At 64.7% G+C, this 16,614-nt stretch carries 16 protein-coding genes; 8 read left to right on the plus strand and 8 right to left on the minus strand.

Features of this window, described 5'->3' with window-relative positions; all coding sequences use genetic code 11:
- Positions 1 to 8: 8 nt before the first annotated feature.
- The gene (locus AB4097_RS05160; protein WP_442037695.1) at positions 9 to 1,061 is read left to right on the plus strand and encodes a branched-chain amino acid ABC transporter permease; all 1,053 of its coding nucleotides are present in this window, start codon (positions 9 to 11) and stop codon (positions 1,059 to 1,061) included.
- A gap of 59 nt (positions 1,062 to 1,120) precedes the next feature.
- A complete protein-coding gene (gene greA / locus AB4097_RS05165) occupies positions 1,121 to 1,588 on the plus strand; it encodes a transcription elongation factor GreA (protein ID WP_442037537.1) in 468 nt (155 codons plus the stop codon).
- A 223-nt stretch (positions 1,589 to 1,811) separates the two neighbouring features.
- On the opposite strand, the gene AB4097_RS05170 is transcribed toward greA, so the two are convergent.
- From AB4097_RS05170 to AB4097_RS05205, 8 genes are all read right to left on the minus strand, one after another.
- A complete protein-coding gene (locus AB4097_RS05170) occupies positions 1,812 to 3,287 on the minus strand; it encodes a diguanylate cyclase domain-containing protein (protein ID WP_442037538.1) in 1,476 nt (491 codons plus the stop codon).
- Between the two features lie 364 nt (positions 3,288 to 3,651).
- Positions 3,652 to 4,095: a RidA family protein gene (locus AB4097_RS05175; RefSeq protein ID WP_442037539.1), complete on the minus strand. Its 444-nt coding sequence runs from the start codon at positions 4,093 to 4,095 to the stop codon at positions 3,652 to 3,654.
- 13 nt (positions 4,096 to 4,108) lie between these two features.
- Positions 4,109 to 5,317, minus strand: coding sequence for an acyl-CoA dehydrogenase family protein (locus AB4097_RS05180; RefSeq protein WP_442037540.1), 1,209 nt, complete (start codon positions 5,315 to 5,317; stop codon positions 4,109 to 4,111).
- A gap of 1 nt (position 5,318) precedes the next feature.
- A complete protein-coding gene (locus AB4097_RS05185) occupies positions 5,319 to 6,155 on the minus strand; it encodes an enoyl-CoA hydratase family protein (RefSeq protein ID WP_442037541.1) in 837 nt (278 codons plus the stop codon).
- Positions 6,152 to 6,661: a MarR family winged helix-turn-helix transcriptional regulator gene (locus AB4097_RS05190; protein WP_442037542.1), complete on the minus strand. Its 510-nt coding sequence runs from the start codon at positions 6,659 to 6,661 to the stop codon at positions 6,152 to 6,154. The genes AB4097_RS05185 and AB4097_RS05190 overlap by 4 nt, the downstream gene beginning before the upstream one ends.
- A 2-nt stretch (positions 6,662 to 6,663) precedes the next feature.
- Complete coding sequence (locus AB4097_RS05195; RefSeq protein WP_442037543.1) at positions 6,664 to 7,431, minus strand: SDR family NAD(P)-dependent oxidoreductase; 768 nt, start codon at positions 7,429 to 7,431, stop codon at positions 6,664 to 6,666.
- 1 nt (position 7,432) lies between these two features.
- Positions 7,433 to 9,787 (minus strand): bifunctional salicylyl-CoA 5-hydroxylase/oxidoreductase, encoded by a 2,355-nt coding sequence (locus AB4097_RS05200; protein WP_442037544.1) that lies wholly within the window; start codon positions 9,785 to 9,787, stop codon positions 7,433 to 7,435.
- A gap of 71 nt (positions 9,788 to 9,858) precedes the next feature.
- On the minus strand, positions 9,859 to 11,508 hold the full coding sequence (locus tag AB4097_RS05205; RefSeq protein ID WP_442037545.1) for a benzoate-CoA ligase family protein: 1,650 nt from the start codon (positions 11,506 to 11,508) through the stop codon (positions 9,859 to 9,861).
- Here AB4097_RS05205 and AB4097_RS05210 point away from each other — a divergent pair.
- From AB4097_RS05210 to AB4097_RS05235, 6 genes are all read left to right on the plus strand, one after another.
- Positions 11,491 to 11,904, plus strand: coding sequence for a hypothetical protein (locus AB4097_RS05210; RefSeq protein WP_442037546.1), 414 nt, complete (start codon positions 11,491 to 11,493; stop codon positions 11,902 to 11,904). The genes AB4097_RS05205 and AB4097_RS05210 overlap by 18 nt on opposite strands.
- Entirely contained in the window at positions 11,904 to 13,079 is a 1,176-nt protein-coding gene (locus AB4097_RS05215) for an ABC transporter substrate-binding protein (RefSeq protein ID WP_442037547.1), read from the plus strand. Before AB4097_RS05210 ends, AB4097_RS05215 begins: the two co-directional genes overlap by 1 nt.
- Positions 13,080 to 13,201: 122 nt before the next feature.
- Positions 13,202 to 14,122, plus strand: coding sequence for a branched-chain amino acid ABC transporter permease (locus AB4097_RS05220; protein ID WP_442037548.1), 921 nt, complete (start codon positions 13,202 to 13,204; stop codon positions 14,120 to 14,122).
- An 8-nt stretch (positions 14,123 to 14,130) separates the two neighbouring features.
- Positions 14,131 to 15,162 (plus strand): branched-chain amino acid ABC transporter permease, encoded by a 1,032-nt coding sequence (locus AB4097_RS05225; protein ID WP_442037549.1) that lies wholly within the window; start codon positions 14,131 to 14,133, stop codon positions 15,160 to 15,162.
- Positions 15,155 to 15,910 carry an ABC transporter ATP-binding protein gene (locus tag AB4097_RS05230; protein ID WP_442037550.1) on the plus strand — a complete coding sequence of 252 codons (756 nt, stop codon included), beginning with the start codon at positions 15,155 to 15,157 and terminating at the stop codon, positions 15,908 to 15,910. Before AB4097_RS05225 ends, AB4097_RS05230 begins: the two co-directional genes overlap by 8 nt.
- Positions 15,910 to 16,608: an ABC transporter ATP-binding protein gene (locus tag AB4097_RS05235; RefSeq protein ID WP_442037551.1), complete on the plus strand. Its 699-nt coding sequence runs from the start codon at positions 15,910 to 15,912 to the stop codon at positions 16,606 to 16,608. Before AB4097_RS05230 ends, AB4097_RS05235 begins: the two co-directional genes overlap by 1 nt.
- The last annotated feature ends 6 nt before the right edge of the window (positions 16,609 to 16,614 follow it).

Below are 16,614 nucleotides of genomic sequence, written 5' to 3' on the forward strand. Positions count from 1 at the left end.
CCTCCGACATGCCGCGTTCGCGTGTGCTGAGCGCCATCCTGATCGCCATCCTGCTGCTGCTCGCCGCGACGCCGTTCCTGTTCTCCGGCAGCCAGCCGGTCGGCACGGCGGCGAAGATCTGCGTCTTCGTCGTGCTGGTCGCGAGCTACGACCTGCTGCTCGGCTATTCGGGCATCGTGTCCTTCGCCCACACCATGTTCTTTGGCATCGGCGGCTACGGCATCGCCATTGCGCTGGAACGCCTGGGTCCGACCTGGGGCTCGGCTGCCATCGGTCTCGTGGCGGCGCTCGCCCTGTCGGCGCTGCTCGCCGTCGCCATCGGCCTCCTGTCGCTGCGGGTGCGCGCCATCTTCTTCTCGATGATCACACTGGCGGTTGCGTCGGCTGCGGCCGTTCTCGCCTCGCAGCTTTCCGAGGTGACCGGCGGCGAGGACGGGTTGTCGTTCCAGCTGCCGCAGGCGCTACGACCAGCTTTCCGGCTCCTGTCGGAGCCCCTATTCGGCACCGCGGTCAACGGGCGGCTGCTCGCCTATTACCTCGTGTTCTTCGTCTCCCTGGTCGTTTTCCTCGTTCTCCTGCGCATCGTGAACTCGCCCTTCGGGCGCGTGCTGCAGGCGATCCGCGAGAACGAGTTTCGCGCCGAGGCGCTCGGCTACCGGGTCGTGGCCTATCGGACGGCGGCCTCGGTCATCTCGGCGCTCGCCGCCACGATCGCCGGCGCCCTCATGGCCTTATGGCTGCGCTATAACGGCCCCGACACCACCCTGTCCTTCTCGATCATGATCGACATCCTGCTCATGGTCGTCATAGGCGGCATGGGCACCATGTACGGCGCCATCATCGGGGCGACGCTCTTCGTCCTGGCACAGAGTTACCTGCAGGTACTGATGGGCATAGGGAGCGCCGCTGTGGCGGGGATCCCGCTCCTGCCCAACCTGATCCACCCGGACCGGTGGCTCCTGTGGCTCGGCGCGCTGTTCATCGTCAGCGTCTATGCCTTCCCGGGCGGCATCGTCGGACGCCTGCGGCAAACCCGGTCCAAGCCAAGCAATAAAGGTTAGTTCCGGAAACCTTAGCGAGCCTCGAACCGTTTCCCCTTTTAAAGAGCGGAGGAGACGTAATGAGCCGTGCCTTTGTTCGTGAGACCGAGGGTGGAGAAGCCTTCGAGGACCTTCCCGACCGGATGATCAGTCCGCACCATCTCGTGACGCCCACGGGGCTGGCCCAGATGGAGGCGGAAATCGAAGCCTTGCACAGGCGCCTTGACGCGGCGCAGGCCGCCGACGACAAAGCCGAAGTGGCACGTCTCAACCGCGATCTGCGCTACTGGTCCGCCCGCCGGGCCTCCTCTGAGGTGGTGCCGCCTCCCACGGACGCCGCTCATGTCCGCTTCGGCGCCCGCGTCACCTTCGAGCGCGAGGACGGCCGGCGCCAGACTTATCGAATCGTCGGCGAAGACGAGGCCGATCCCGCCAAGGGAAGCCTGTCCTACGTATCCCCGCTCGCGCAGGCCCTCATGGGCAAGGAAATCGGCGACGTGGTGCCGGTTGGTCAGACGACGGCGGAGATCGTCGAGATCGGGTTGTGAGGATCTGTTATCTCCGCTCGTCATCACCGGCCTCGTGCCGGTGATCTCGGTTCCGTTGAGCGCGGCGCTTCACCGTATCGGGATGGCCGGGACAAGCCCGGCCATGACGTCGTGGGCGTCATTCCTGGCTGGAGCGTCAGCGGATGAGTAGGGGATTCCTGATCAAGCAATCCGCGACGGATCCCCTTGACGCACTTCGTGCGCCAGGGATGACAATGTCGCGTTACCCCTCAGCCGCCGCGTAATAGGCGCGCTTGGCCTCGTACATCAGGAGGTCGGCGCGCTTCACGACGGCCTCCAGCCTCTCGCCTGGCTGGCTCGTGGCGGCCCCCATGGCGAAACGGAGAGCCAGGCCGGTATAGAACTGGTTGTTCACTTCGAGCAGGTTCTCGATGCCGTCCATCACGACCCTGGCATCCCGGTCGTCGGTGCCGGGCATCAGGAGAGCGAACTCGTCGCCGCCGATGCGCGCGGCATAGGACGGCTTATCGACGGCCTTGCTCAGCACCTCGCCGGCGCGGCGCAGCAGCGCGTCGCCCGCCGCGTGGCCGAGCTGGTCGTTCGCCGCCTTCAGACCGTTGAGGTCGATGATGACGACGGATACCGGGAACGGTCCCTTGCGCTCCAGGCGATTGAGCTCGTCCACATAGAAGGAGCGGTTGTAGAGCTTGGTCAGAACATCGTGCTTGCCGAGATATTCCAGGTAGGCCTCGGCGCGCTTGCGGGCCGTGATGTCGGTCAGCGCCACTTGGACCAGCGACCAATCCTTCTCGTAGCCCGGCAGCACGGAGAACTGCAGGTGAAGATGCAGCTCGTCGCCGGACAGGGAGTAGTTGACGACTTCGCGCTGCTGGAAAATCTTGCCGTTCCAGAGGTCGATCAGCTGCTCCCGGAAATGCTCCCGCATTTCGTCGCGGAACACGTCGCCGAGGCGCATCAGCAAGGTCTGCTTGTCGGGCGCCGCGAAGAGCTCGAGCGTGTGTCGGTTGACGTCGATCACGCGGATCTCGCTCATGCAGCGCGTGATAAATTCCGGATGCACATCGGTGAACACGCGAAAATCGATGACCCCCTGCCGGCGCACGTCGTCGAGGAGATGCTTGACGCTGCTGAAATCCTCCACCCACAAGGATACGGGCGAATGCTCGAACAGGCCCCGGGCGTAGGTCTCGCTGGCGGCAAGCTGACGGCGCGCCGTCTCGCGCTCGGTCACGTCTTCGATGGCGATCAGAACGCGATCCCAGCGGTCATCATGGCCCGGCAGCACGCTGCCTTTGAGCTGGATGTCGAGCCGCTTGCCCGACAGGGTGTAGTTCACGGTATTGCTGAAGAATTGCGTGTGACCGTCCCAAAGCTGCACAAGCTCGTCGACATGGGTCTTCAGCATGTCATTGCGGAAGATCCGGCCGAGATTGTTCACCAGCTGCGACAGGTCCTCGGCCTCGAACAGGCTGAGGGTCTTGCGGTTGACCTTGATGACGCGGATCAGGCTCGAACAGGCCTCCACCCGCGTCGTGTCCTCCAGGAGATAATCCCGCAGCGACGTCACGCCGGCCTGACGCCATTGCGAGAACAGCTCCTTGAGCCCGCTGTAATCCTCGAGCCAGAGGGATACGGGGGCCAGCTCGAACATCTCGGCATCGTCGGCGAACTCGCTCGACGACTGAGCGGCGAACCTGTCGGTTTTGGAGTGCAGCATAGAAGGCCTGCGGATGAACCTGATTCAAGGCGCCATTCACCGCAAACCAGCAATGTAATACTAGCGCAAAACAGGCGCTTTTATAGGCATCCGCAACGTTGTCGAGGAAGCGGGCATTCCTGCAACACAGCCGAAATGCCTCATCCGGCTCCAAAGTCATGGCTCGTCATCACCGGCCTCGTGCCGATGATATCGCTTTCCACAAACTATCACCTCATCCTGAGGGCCGCCAGAGGCGGCGTCTCGAAGGACGAGGGCGTCTCCAGAACGCACTGGAACCTCCTTCGAGACGCAGCTCCGCTGCTCCTCAGGATGAGGTGGGAGGTTTATGAGCCTGCTCTAAATCCTCACGCGGCACGATGCGCTAACGCTTGCTCGGAACGATGGCCGTAGCCTCGACTTCGATCCGCGCGGCCTTCTCCACGAGCCGCACGACTTGGACGAGCGCCATGGCGGGATAATGCGCGCCGAACACGTCCCGATAGGCGCGGCCGAGCTCACGGAGGTGGGCGAGGTATTCGTCGATATCGACCACGTACCAGGTCAGACGCACGAGATGCCGGGGCTCGGCACCTCCCTCGGCCAGAATGGCCCGGATATTCTCGAAGATCTGGCGGGCCTGCGCGACGAAGCCATCGGCGAACACTTCCTTCTCGTCCCAGCCGACGACACCGCCCGTCACCAGAACCCTGCCCTCGCCCATCATGCCGTTGGAATAGCCTTTCGGCGCCCGCCAACGCTTTGGGTTCAAAACCTCGGGCCCATCGTCGACGTCAGGCCGGGGAGTGCCTTCCAGTGCGGCTGTCATCGTTCTTCCTCCCTTATCGATCGGACGCTGTGCCGAGATCCCGGACGCGCTGCGCCTCCAGCATCTTCAGGAGCTCGCGCGCGATCACGATTTTCTGGACTTCGGTGGCGCCCTCGTAAATGCGCAAGGCGCGGATTTCCCGATAGAGCTCTTCGACCTTCACGCCTCGGGTGACGCCAAGGCCGCCGAAGATCTGCACGGCCTTGTCGATAACGCTCTGGGCGGTTTCCGTCGCGTGCATCTTCGCCATGGCGGCCTCGCGCGTCACGCGCGGGGCTCCCTGGTCCTTGGTCCAGGCGGCGCGATAGACGAGAAGCGCGGCGCTGTCCACGCCCGTCGCCATGTCGGCGAGCGCGGCCTGCGTCATCTGCAGGTCGCCGAGAGGCGCGCCGAAGAGCTTGCGCGAAGACGCGTGCTGCAGCGCCTCTGACAAAGCTCGGCGCGCCAAACCGAGCGCCGCCGCTCCCACCGTCGAGCGGAACACGTCGAGCGTCGCCATGGCAACCTTGAACCCCTCGCCCGGCCCGCCGATCCGGTTCGTCAGCGGCACCCGGCAGCCTTCGAAGCGCAGCGTCGCGAGCGGATGCGGCGCGATGACGTCGATGCGGTTCTCGATGCTCAAGCCGGGCGTCTGCGCATCGACCACATAGGCGGACAGGCCCTTCGCGCCCGGGGCTTCGCCCGAGCGGGCGAAGACCACATAATGGTCCGCGATGCCGCCGTTGGAGATCCAGGTCTTCACGCCGTCGAGCCGCACATGGTCAGGACCGTCGGGCGTCGCCGTCGTGCTCATGGCCGCCACATCTGAGCCCGCCTCCGGCTCGGAAAGGGCGAATGCCGCGATGGCATCCCCTCGCGCGACCGGCGGCAGGTATTGTGTTTTCAGTGCCTCCGAACCGAACAGGGTGATCGGCCCCGTACCGAGGCCCTGCATGGCGAAAGCGAAATCCGCCAGGCCTTCATGAGCGGCAAGGGTTTCCCGTGCGAGGCACAGGGTGCGGACATCGAAGGACGGGGTGAGGCCGCCATAGGCCTGCGGCACCACCGCCTTCAGCCAGCCACCCTCGCCCAGGCGCCGTACAAGACGACGGCAGGAGGCGTCCACGTCGTGGTGATCGACGAGCGGCTCGACCTCCCGGCTCGCCCAGGCGTCCAGGTCGCCGGCGAACCGCCGGTGGCGGCCTTCGAAGAACGGCCAGGAGAGAAAGCTCGCGTCGATCACGTCAATCTCCCTTGAACACAGGCTTCTCTTTCGCCGCGAAGGCCCGATAGGCGCGGGCGAAATCCTCCGTGGTCATGCACAGGGCCTGCGCGACCGCTTCCGCCTCGATGGCCTCTTCCACCGACATGGCCCATTCCATGGCGAGCATGCGCTTGGTCATGGTGTTGGCATAGGTCGGCCCGGTGCCGATGGCGCGGGCGAGCTTGCCGGCCTCGGCGAGCAGTTCGCCGGCTTCGACGAGACGGCTGAAGAAACCCCAGCGCTCGCCCTCCTCGGCGCTCATGAAGCGGCCCGTGTAGAGCAGTTCCGAGGCACGGCCCTGGCCGATGATGCGCGGAAGGATGGCGCAGGCGCCCATGTCGCAGCCGGCGAGGCCGACCTTGTTGAACAGGAACGCCACCTTGGCGCCCGGCGCCGCGAGCCGCAGGTCCGACGCCATGGCCACGATGGCACCGGCGCCCGCACAGATGCCCTCGACAGCGGCCACGATGGGCTGCGGCGCGGCGCGCATGGCTTTGACCAGCTCGCCCGTCATGCGCGTGAAGGCCGTGAGGCCCTTGGTGTCCATCGCGACAAGCGGGCCGATGATCTCGAACACGTCGCCGCCGGACGAGAAGTTGCCGCCCGCCCCCGTGATGACGACAGCCTTGACGACATCATCCTTGGCGCAGGCATGGAAGAAATCCGTCAGCTCGCGGTAGCTTTCGAAGGTGAGCGGGTTCTTCTTCTCCGGCCGATTGAGCGTGACCGTCGCAACCGGTCCGTCCACCGAGAGCAGGAAATGACGCGGCTCGTAACCTGATAGCGGCAGAGTGACGGAATTGGCGAACTGACTCACTGGTCGTCTCCCATGATGGCCCGGCGGGCGGACAGCTTCGTCTTGGCGAGAAGCCGCATGAGCTCGTTGCGATCCTTTGCGGTGAGATCGCCGAAAAGATCGGCGATCCAATGCTCGTGCTCGCCCGCCATCGTCCTGAATTCGGCGCGGCCTTCTGGCGTCAGGCTGATCACCATGGCGCGCCGGTCCGTGGGCGACACGGTTCGCACCACATGGCCCGACGTGACGAGCCGGTCGACGAGGCCCGTGAGATTGCCGTTCGACACCATCATTCGCTTTGACAAATCGGACAGCATCATGCCGTCCGGCGCCTTGTCGAGCTGGGCCATCAGGTCGAAGCGCGGAAGCGTCACGTCGAAGCGCTCGCGCAGGCGGCGGCGCACCTCGCCTTCGATCAGCGTCGAGCAGGTGAGAAGCCGCAGCCACAGGCGCAGCTCCTCCCGGTGATCCTCGGGCATCTCGACCGCCTTAGTCTCGGCGTCGAGGGGAATGGCTTGATCGTCCATCGTCAGATTTCTCCACCGGCCACCACGATGGCCTGTCCTGTCACGGAGCGCGCTCCCTCACCGCACAGCCAGAGCACGGCATCGGCGATCTCAGAAGGATCGATCAACCGTCCCTGCGGGTTGTGCTTCACGAGTTCGCCGAGCGCCTCGTCGCGGGTTCTGTTGGTCTTCGCCATGATGCGATCAAGACTTTCGGTGACGAGATCGGTATCGGTGAAACCGGGACAGACCGCGTTGATTGTCACGCCGGTCTTCGCCTTCTCGAGCGCAAGCGCACGGATGAGGCCGATGACCGCGTGCTTGGCCGCGCAATAGGCGCTCACATAGGGATAGCCCTTGAGCCCCGCGGTCGATGCCACCGCGACGATGCGTCCGAAACCGCGCTCCGTCATCGAGCCCAGCACCGCCTGTGCCATGTTGGTGACGCCGAGCAGATTCACGTCCAGCATCTGCCGGAAGACCTCGGGTCCCGATTTCATGAACGGCGCGGAGGAAGCCGCACCGGCATTGGCGATCATCAGGTCGACAGGGCCATAGCGCCCGACCGACTCTCGCACTGCGCGCTGCACGGCGGGCGCATCGGTAACATCGGCAATAGCGGCGGCATGGGCCTCACCCTCCACGATCACCTGTTCGAGCGATGCGGGAGAGCGCCCAACAATGGTGACAGTGGCGCCTGCCTTCACGAGCGACGCCGCGATGGCGCGGCCGATCCCGCGACCGCCGCCGGTCACCAGGGCGTGCCGTCCTTTAAGAGTTGTCAGGGTCATATCATTCCGCCGCGAGAGGCTTCTCGCCGGCCTCCATCTTCAACTCCGCCCGGGTCTTGGGCTTTGCCTTGACCTTCAGCTCTTCCATGTCCTGCCGGTCGCGTACCGAGTTGCGGAAGATCTGGTCCTTGCCGGCGAGATATTGCGGCGGGCAATGGATGTCCTTCGCGCCATACCACGCCGCCGCCTTCATGGTGAAGAACGGGTCGACGAGATGCGGCCGGCCGAGCGCCACGAGATCCGCGCGGCCCGCCGCCAGGATCGTGTTCACCTGATCGGCCGCCGTGATGTTGCCGACGCACATGGTGGCAACCTGCGCTTCGTTGCGCACCTGATCGGAGAACGGCGTCTGGAACATCCGCCCATAGATCGGCCGCGCCTCGCGCACGGTCTGGCCGGTCGAGACGTCGACGAGATCGACACCATGCTCGGAGAAAGCCCTGGCGATTTCCACTGCATCGTCGCCCGTGATCCCGCCCTCCGCCCAGTCCGTCGCGGAGATGCGCACCGACATGGGCTTGTGCGCGGGCCAGACCTCGCGCATGGCGTCGAACACTTCGAGCGGGAACCGCAGGCGGTTCTCCAGGGAGCCGCCATATTCATCCGTGCGGCGGTTCGTGAGCGGCGACAGGAAGCTCGCCATCAGATAGCCGTGGGCACAATGCAGTTCGAGCATGTCGAACCCGGCCCGCTCGCCACGTCGCGCAGCCTCGACGAACTGCGCCTTGATGAGATCCATGTCGGCGCGCGTCGCTTCGCGCGGCACCTGGCTGTCGGGAAAGTAGGGAATGGAAGATGCGGAGCAGATGTCCCACGCACCTTCGTCCAGAGGCCGGTCCATGCCCTCCCACATGAGCTTGGTCGCGCCCTTGCGCCCGGAATGCCCGAGCTGCAGGCAGAACTTCGCGGCCGAATTGGCATGGATGTAATCGACGATCCGCTTCCAGGCCGCTTCCTGCTCGTCGTTCCACAGGCCCGTGCAACCGGGCGTGATGCGCGCTTCCGGCGACACGCAGGTCATCTCCGTGAAGACGAGCCCCGCGCCGCCCATGGCGCGCGCGCCGTAATGCACGAGATGGAAATCGCCCGGCACGCCGTCCTTGGCCGAATACATGTCCATCGGCGAAACGACGACGCGGTTCGCGATCGTCATGTCCCGCAGGCGTAAGGGCTGGAACATGGGCGCGCTCGGGCTCTCGACCGATACGTCGAAGCCCTGCTTTCGCACCTGTCGTGCGAAGGTCCGGTCGACATCGGCCACGAAATCGGGCGCGCGCAGGCGCAGGTTGTCGTAGGTGATCGCCTTGGCGCGGGTCATGACGCCGAAGGCGAACTGCACCGGGTCGAAATCCCAGAAGCGCGCCACATGCTCGAACCAGACGAGGGACACGTCGGCGGCGTGCTGGGTCTTCTCGACCTCCTCGCGCCGTCCGGTCTCGTAGAGCGACAGCGCACCCTCGACGCTCGGATCGCGACGGAGGGATTCATAGAGCGCGATGGCATCCTCCATCGCGAGCTTTGTGCCGGACCCGATGGAGAAATGCGCCGACGCCTTGGCGTCGCCGAGCAGCACCTTGTTGCCCATGACCCAACGCTTGTTGCGGATCATCGGGAAATTGCGCCAGATCGAGCGGTTGGTGAGAACGCGGTGCCCGCCGAGGAACCAGCCGAAGATCTTCTCCATGAGCGCCGCCGACTCGGCCTCGCTCTTGTCCTTCAACCCTGCCCGCTCGAACGTCTCGGGATCGGTCTCGAACACCCAGGTCGAGCGGTTCGCTTCATACTGATAGGCGTGGGCGATGAACGGCCCCCACTCGGTCTCCTGGAAGATGAACGTGAAGGCGTCCAGCGGCTTGGTGGAGCCCATCCAGGTGAACTTGTTGGGGCGCAGATCCACCTCCGGCTGGAAGTGATCCGCATAGCGTTCCCGGAAGCGGCTGTTGATGCCGTCCGCCACGACCACGAGATCCGCATCGTTAAACAGGCTCTCGTCATCCACGTCCACTTCGTAGCGCAGCCTGACGCCGAGCTCCTCCGCGCGGTCCTGCAGGATCAGGAGCAGCGTGCGGCGCGAGCAGCCGCAGAAACCATTGCCGCCGATCCGGTGCTCGGTGCCGCGGAAGTGGATGGCGATGTCGTCCCAATAGGCGAATTCCCGCACGATCCGCTGATAGCTCGGCGGGTCGTATTTCTCGAAATTGTCGAGCGTCGCATCGGAGAACACGACGCCGAAGCCGAACGTCTCATCGGCGCGGTTGCGCTCATAGACCGTGATGTCGGATTCCGGCCGAAGCTTCTTCAGCAGGATCGCGAAATAAAGCCCCGCCGGGCCGCCGCCGATGATCGCTGTCTTCATGAGATTCCCACCCGACAAACTGCACATATTGTTTTAAGCTTAAAATAATTTCAGCACAAGCCGGAAGAGCGTCACGCGCTCATCGCCTCCTGGTGGCCCTCGACGTCCTGGGCAATCCGCCGCAGCTCGAAGCGCTGCAGCTTCCCGGTCTGGGTGCGCGGAAGGACCTCCACGAATTCGATGAGGCGCGGATATTTGTAGGGCGCGATCTCGGCCTTGACGTGATCCTGCAGCACCTTCGTCAGCTCCGGTCCCGGAGCATGGCCGGAACGGAGCACCACATAGGCCTTGACCACCGTTCCGCGCCCGTCGTCGGGCGCTCCGACCACGCCGCATTCGGCGACCGCCGGATGGGTGAGGAGCGCGGCCTCGACCTCGGGTCCTGCGATGTTGTAGCCCGCCGAGATGATCATGTCGTCGGAGCGGGCCTGGTACCAGAAATACCCGTCCTCATCCATGAGGTAGGTGTCTCCGGTGATATTCCATCCGTCCTGCACGTATTTGCGCTGCCGCTCGTCCGCGAGATAGCGGCATCCCGTCGGCCCGCGCACGGCCAGACGGCCGATGCTGCCGGGCGGGAGGTCGCGGCCCTCGTCGTCGACGACCTTGGCCTCGTAGCCCGGAACGGGCTTTCCCGTCGCGCCGGGACGGATCTCGTCCTCCGTCGCGGCGATGAAGATATGCAGCATCTCGGTGGCGCCGATGCCGTCCATGAGCCTGATCTTCGTCGCGGACTTCCAGGCCTCGAACGTACCTTTCGGCAGAGGCTCGCCGGCCGAGACGCATTTGCGCAGTGATGAGATGTCGTAGCCTTCGAGCTTCGACAGCATCGCGCGGTAGGCGGTGGGCGCCGTGAAACAGATGGTGGCCTTGTACTGCATGATGGCGGGCAGAAGATCGTCGGGCCCGGCCTTCTCCAGCAGCACGGTCGAGGCGCCGACGCGCATGGGAAACAGCACAATTCCGCCAAGACCGAAGGTGAAGGCGAGCGGCGGCGAACCGATGAAGCGGTCGTTCGACTCGGGCCGCAGGACGTTTCGCCCATAGCCGTCGCAGATCGCCAGCATGTCGCGGTGGAAATGCATGGTGCCCTTCGGCTCGCCCGTCGTGCCGGACGTGAACCCGATGAGGCAGACATCGTCGGCGGCCGTATCGACCGCCTCGAATTCCGGCGAAGCCTCGGCGATCATCGCCTCGAGGCTGTCGGTCTTGCCCGAGCCCCAATAGACCACATGCTGCAGACCGGGCGCCATCGCCCTGGCGCGCTCCATCTCGTCCGCAAGGCGATGGTCGCACAACGCAATGGTGATCTGCGCCTTGTTCAGCGGGTAGGCGATCTCCTTGGCGCGCAGCAGCGGCATGGTGGCGACGACGACGCCGCCGGCCTTCAGGACCGCCAGATAGGTGGCCACCATCATCGGATTGTTGGCCGAGCGAAGCAGGACGCGGTTGCCCGGCACGAAGCCCAGCCTGTGAACCAGCACGTTGCAGATGCGGTTCACGCGCTCCTGCAGGGCGCGATAGCTCAGGGTTTCGGTCGGGCTTATGATGCAGGGCTCATCGCCTCGCCCCTCATCGACCCACCGGTCGAGGAAGGCTACGGCACAGTTGAGTCTCTCGGGATAGTGAAGTTCGGAACGGGTGAACTGGAATGTCGGCCATAGGTCGCGAGACGGAAGATTGTCCCTCGCAAAGGTATCCACATGCGCCGTGTCCGCCATCGTCCGCTCCTCTGTTTTATTGTGCGTCAGGAGAACGAAGCGCTGTCGGCTTGGCCGGGTCGGCAGCAGATCGTCGGACGCCGCACCTTGGCGAACTTCGTATCGCTGCCCGTCCATTGCCAGTCACGCGCTCGTCATTTCGCCTGCCTTCCTCTGCGTAATAATCCGCTTGAAGAACCGAAAAAATATTTTAATCTTAAAATAATCCTTGGCAATCCCAAAGATTGGGCAAAGACTGGGGATGCCGGGGAGAAAGCTCCGACAAAGGGAGTGTTCGGCAGAAAATTTTTGCGGCAGAGTATCGCCGACCTGTCCGTCGGGGCGTCCTACGTCCCGTCGGAAACAATCACGCAGCACAGCCAATGTGCGCAGGGAACACCACTCGGGAGACCATGATGAACGTAACGCTTAAAACCCTTGGCCTTGCGGCGGCCGTCGGCTTGGCCGCAGCCCCGGCCATGGCGCAGGAGAAGCTGAAGGTCGGCCTGCTGCTGACCCTCTCCGGCCCGTCGGCCGTCCTCGGCCAGCATGCCCGCGACGGCTTTCAGCTCGCCGTGAAAGATCTCGGCGGCAAGCTCGGCGGGCGGGAAGTGGAAGTTATCGTCGTCGACGACGAGCTTAAGCCCGACGTTGCGGTGACGAAGGTGAAGGGTCTTCTCGAGCGCGACAAGGTCGATTTCGTCGTCGGCCCGATCTTCTCCAACGTGGCCGTCGCCACCCAAAAGCCCATCGTCGACGCCAAGACCTTCTACATCAGCGTGAATGCCGGCCCGTCGAACCTCGCCGGCAAGAGCTGCAACCCGTACTTCTTCGCCACCTCCTACCAGAACGACCAGAACCACGAGGTTCTCGGCAAGGTCGCGCAGGACCGCGGCTACAAGAAGGTCTATCTGCTGGCGCCGAACTACCAGGCCGGCAAGGACGCGCTCGCCGGATTCAAGCGCCACTACAAGGGCGAGGTCGTCGAGGAATCATACATTCCGCTCAACACGCTCGACTTCCAGTCCGAGCTTGCCAAGATCGCGTCCATGCAGCCCGACGCGATCTTCACCTTCATGCCGGGCGGCATGGGCGTGAACCTGGTCAAGCAGTACCGCGCCGCAGGCCTCGCCGACCGCATTCCGTTCCTCTCCGCCTTCACGGTCGACGAGACGAACCTGCCCGCGCAGCAGGATGCCGCCATCGGCATGCTCAGCGGCTCGAACTGGGCTCCGAACATGGATAATCCGGCGAACAAGAAGTTCGTCGCGGCCTACGAGGCGGCCTACAACACCGTGCCGGCCTCCTACGCCATGCATTCCTACGACGCGGCCCTGCTGATCGATTCCGCCCTCAAGGCGACCGGCGGCAAGACCGACGACAAGGAAGCCCTGCGCGCCGCCATCAAGAAGGCGGACTTCAAGTCGCTGCGCGGTGACTTCAAGTTCGGTGCCAACGGCTTCCCCATTCAAGACTTCTATCTCGTGAAGGCGGCCAAGCGCGCCGACGGCAAGCTGGAGACGGAGATCGTCGAGAAGGTGTTCGACGACTACACGGACGCCTATGCCAAGGAATGCACCGCCACGAACTGAGGCGCTACGCATAAGTCGATCGATCTGCTCGCACTGGGCAGATCGATCCTTTTCTATCAAGCAATCATCATGGCGCTTTCACATGAGGGCGCCCGAGCAGGCCTGCTGCCAGTGACGTGCCGATGAACGCAACACTCCTCTTCGTCCAGGCTCTGAACGGCCTTCAGTTCGGCCTCATCCTTTTCCTGATCGCCGCCGGCCTCACGCTGGTGTTCGGGGTGATGGACTTCATCAACCTCGCGCACGGCGTGCAGTACATGGTCGGCGCCTATCTGGTGGCGGCGTTCAGCGCCTGGACCGGCAGCTTCGGCTGGGCGCTGCTGCTCGCCCTGCCCTCCGCGCTGGCCTTCGGCCTGCTGCTCGAAGTGCTGGTCTTCCGGCATCTCTACGACCGCGATCATTTGGATCAGGTGCTCGCCACGTTCGGCGTGATCCTGTTCCTGAACCAGGGCGTCAAGTTCGTCTGGGGTGCCGCTCCCCTGAGCGTTCCCGTGCCGGATCTCCTCTCGGGCTCGGTGGAGATCGCGAGCGGCCTGCTCTACCCCGTCTATCGCCTCGCGATCATCGCGGCCGGGCTCGTGGTGGCCGCCCTGCTCTATGTCCTCGTCAACCACACGCGCGTCGGCATGCTGGTGCGCGCGGGCGCCAGCAACGCCTCCATGGTGTCGGCGCTCGGCGTCAACATCCAAAGGCTGTTCATGATCGTGTTCGGCTTCGGCGCCATGCTGGCGGGATTTGCCGGCGCGATGGTTGCGCCGATCCTCTCCGTCGAACCCGGCATGGGCGACAACATCCTGATCCTCGCCTTCGTGGTGATCGTGATCGGCGGAATCGGGTCGATTCGCGGCGCGTTTCTCGCAGCCCTCCTGATCGGGCTCGTGGACACGGTCGGACGCAGCTTCGCGCCGAACCTGCTGCGCCTCTTTCTCGATCCCGCCGCCGCGAGCCAGACCGGCCGTGCCATCGCCCCGATGCTGATCTATATCTTCATGGCCGCCGTGCTGTTCTTCCGCCCCTCCGGCCTGTTCCCCGTGAAGCGCTAGGGTGCGTCATGACCGAACTCGCTGAAACACCCTCCGCGCCCATGCCATCGCTCACCACACGGTTCGAGATCGTCCCCATCGTTCTCTTCGCCGCCTTCGCGGCGGCCCCATTGTTCGCCACCTACTCGGGTGCCGAAGGCTATATCCTGTCCCTGCTGACGCGGGTGATGATCTTCGGTATCGCCGCCATGGCGCTCGACCTCATCCTCGGCTACGGCGCGCTGGTGAGCTTCGGCCACGCGGCCTTTCTGGGGCTCGGCGGCTATGCGGTCGGCATCCTGGCCAGCCACGGCATCGAGGATGCCCTCGTGCAGATTCCCGTAGCGCTTGCCGCCTCGGCGCTCTTCGCGCTGATCACCGGGGCGATTTCGCTGCGGACCAAGGGTGTCTATTTCATCATGATCACCCTCGCCTTCGGGCAGATGCTGTACTTCCTCGCCACGTCGCTTGCGGCCTATGGCGGCGACGACGGCATGACCCTGTCGTCGCGCAGTCTCCTGGCCGGAACGGGCGTTCTGAAGAACGACTTCACCTTCTACTGGGTCTGCCTGCTCTGCCTTCTCGGAGCCTATGCGTTCTCGCGCTCCGTCGTCGCTTCCCGGTTCGGGCGCGTCCTGCGCGGCACGCGGGAGAACGCCATCCGCATGGAAGCCATCGGCTTCCAGCCGTTCCGCTTCCAGCTCGCCGCCTACGTTATCAGCGGCATGCTGGCGGGGCTTGCCGGTTGCCTGCTGGCGAACCAGGCCGAGTTCGTCAGCCCGGCCTTCATGACGTGGCAGCGTTCCGGCGAGCTGATCTTCATGGTCGTGCTCGGCGGGCTCGGCTCCCTGCATGGTGCCATCATCGGCGCCGCTGCCTTCCTGCTCCTGGAAGAGTTCCTGCCGGAGATCCTGCATTCCTTAAGCTTCTTCCTGAGCGAGGAAGCCCGATCCCATCTCGCCGAGAACTGGAAGATGGTGTTCGGGCCCCTGCTCATCCTCATCGTTCTGTTCGCCAGGGGCGGGATCATGGGCCTGCTGCGGAGGCCGCACTATGGCTGAGCCGCTCCTCGAATTGCGCAATCTGCGCAAGACCTACGGCGCCCTCGTCGTCACCGACGATGTGAGCCTGTCCGTCCGGCCCGGCGAACTGCACGCCATCATCGGCCCCAACGGGGCGGGCAAGACGACCCTGATCCATCAGATCTCCGGCACCCTGCCGTCGAATTCCGGATCCGTCCTGTTCGACGGCGAGGACGTGACGCAGCTGTCGATGCCGCAGCGCGTCCGGCGCGGGCTTGCCCGTTCGTTCCAGATCACGTCGATCCTCCCGGGCTTCTCGGCGCTTGAGAACGTGGCGCTGGCCGTCCAGGCCCGCTCGGGCTCGAGCTTCCGCCTCTTCGGCAATGCCGCGCAGGAGAAGGCCCTGAACGAGCCCGCCATGGAGTGCCTTGCACAGGTCAACCTCGCGGCTCGCGCGCACATCCCGGCCGGCCTGTTGTCCCATGGCGAGAAGCGCCAGCTCGAACTCGCCATCGGCCTTGCGACCGCGCCGAAGCTTCTGCTTCTCGATGAGCCCCTCGCCGGCACCGGCCATGACGAATCCCTGCGCGTGGTCGAGACCCTGCGGCGCCTGAAGAGTCGCCTCACCATCGTGCTGATCGAGCACGACATGGATGCGGTCTTCTCCCTGGCCGACCGCGTCTCCGTTCTCGTCTACGGCCGCGTGATCGCTACCGACACACCCGAGCGGATCAGGGCGAACCCGGAGGTCCGCGCCGCCTATCTCGGCGAAGAGGAGTTGGTCTGATGCTCTCCGTCCGACAGCTCCAGGCGTCCTACGGCGCCGCACAGGTGCTCTTCGACATCTCGCTCGAGGTCAATGCCGGCGAGGTGGTGACGCTCATCGGCCGCAACGGCATGGGCAAGACCACCACCATCCGGTCCATCATGGGCCTGCTCCGCCCACGCGGCGGCGAGGTCCGCTTTGACGGCGCGGCCGTGACGGGGCTCGCACCCTATCGCATCGCGCAGACGGGCATCGGCCTCGTGCCGGAGGGCCGACAGATCTTCCCGACGCTGACGGTGGAAGAGAACCTCGTCGCGACGGCCTCGGCCAGAAGAGGCTCTCGTCGCTGGACGCTCGACGCGGTCTACGACCTGTTCCCGCGCCTGAAGGAGCGCCGCGGCAACCTGGGCACGCAGCTCTCCGGCGGCGAGCAGCAGATGCTGGCTGTCGGCCGGGCGCTGATGACCAACCCAAAGCTGCTGATCCTCGACGAGGCCACGGAAGGGCTGGCGCCCCTGATCCGCGCCGAGATCTGGACGTGCCTGAAGCGTCTCAAGGGCGAGCGCCAATCGATCCTGGTGATCGACAAGAATATCGGCGCGCTCGCGAGCTTCGCCGACCGGCACGTGATCATCGAGAAGGGCCGCTCGGTCTGGACCGGAACGAGCGAAGAGCTCATGAAGGACAGCAGCCTCAAAGACCGCTACCTCCACGTTTAAGGGCAA

It is taken from the genome of Microvirga sp. 2MCAF35 (genome assembly GCF_052115545.1).
In the GTDB taxonomy this organism is placed as follows: domain Bacteria; phylum Pseudomonadota; class Alphaproteobacteria; order Rhizobiales; family Beijerinckiaceae; genus Microvirga.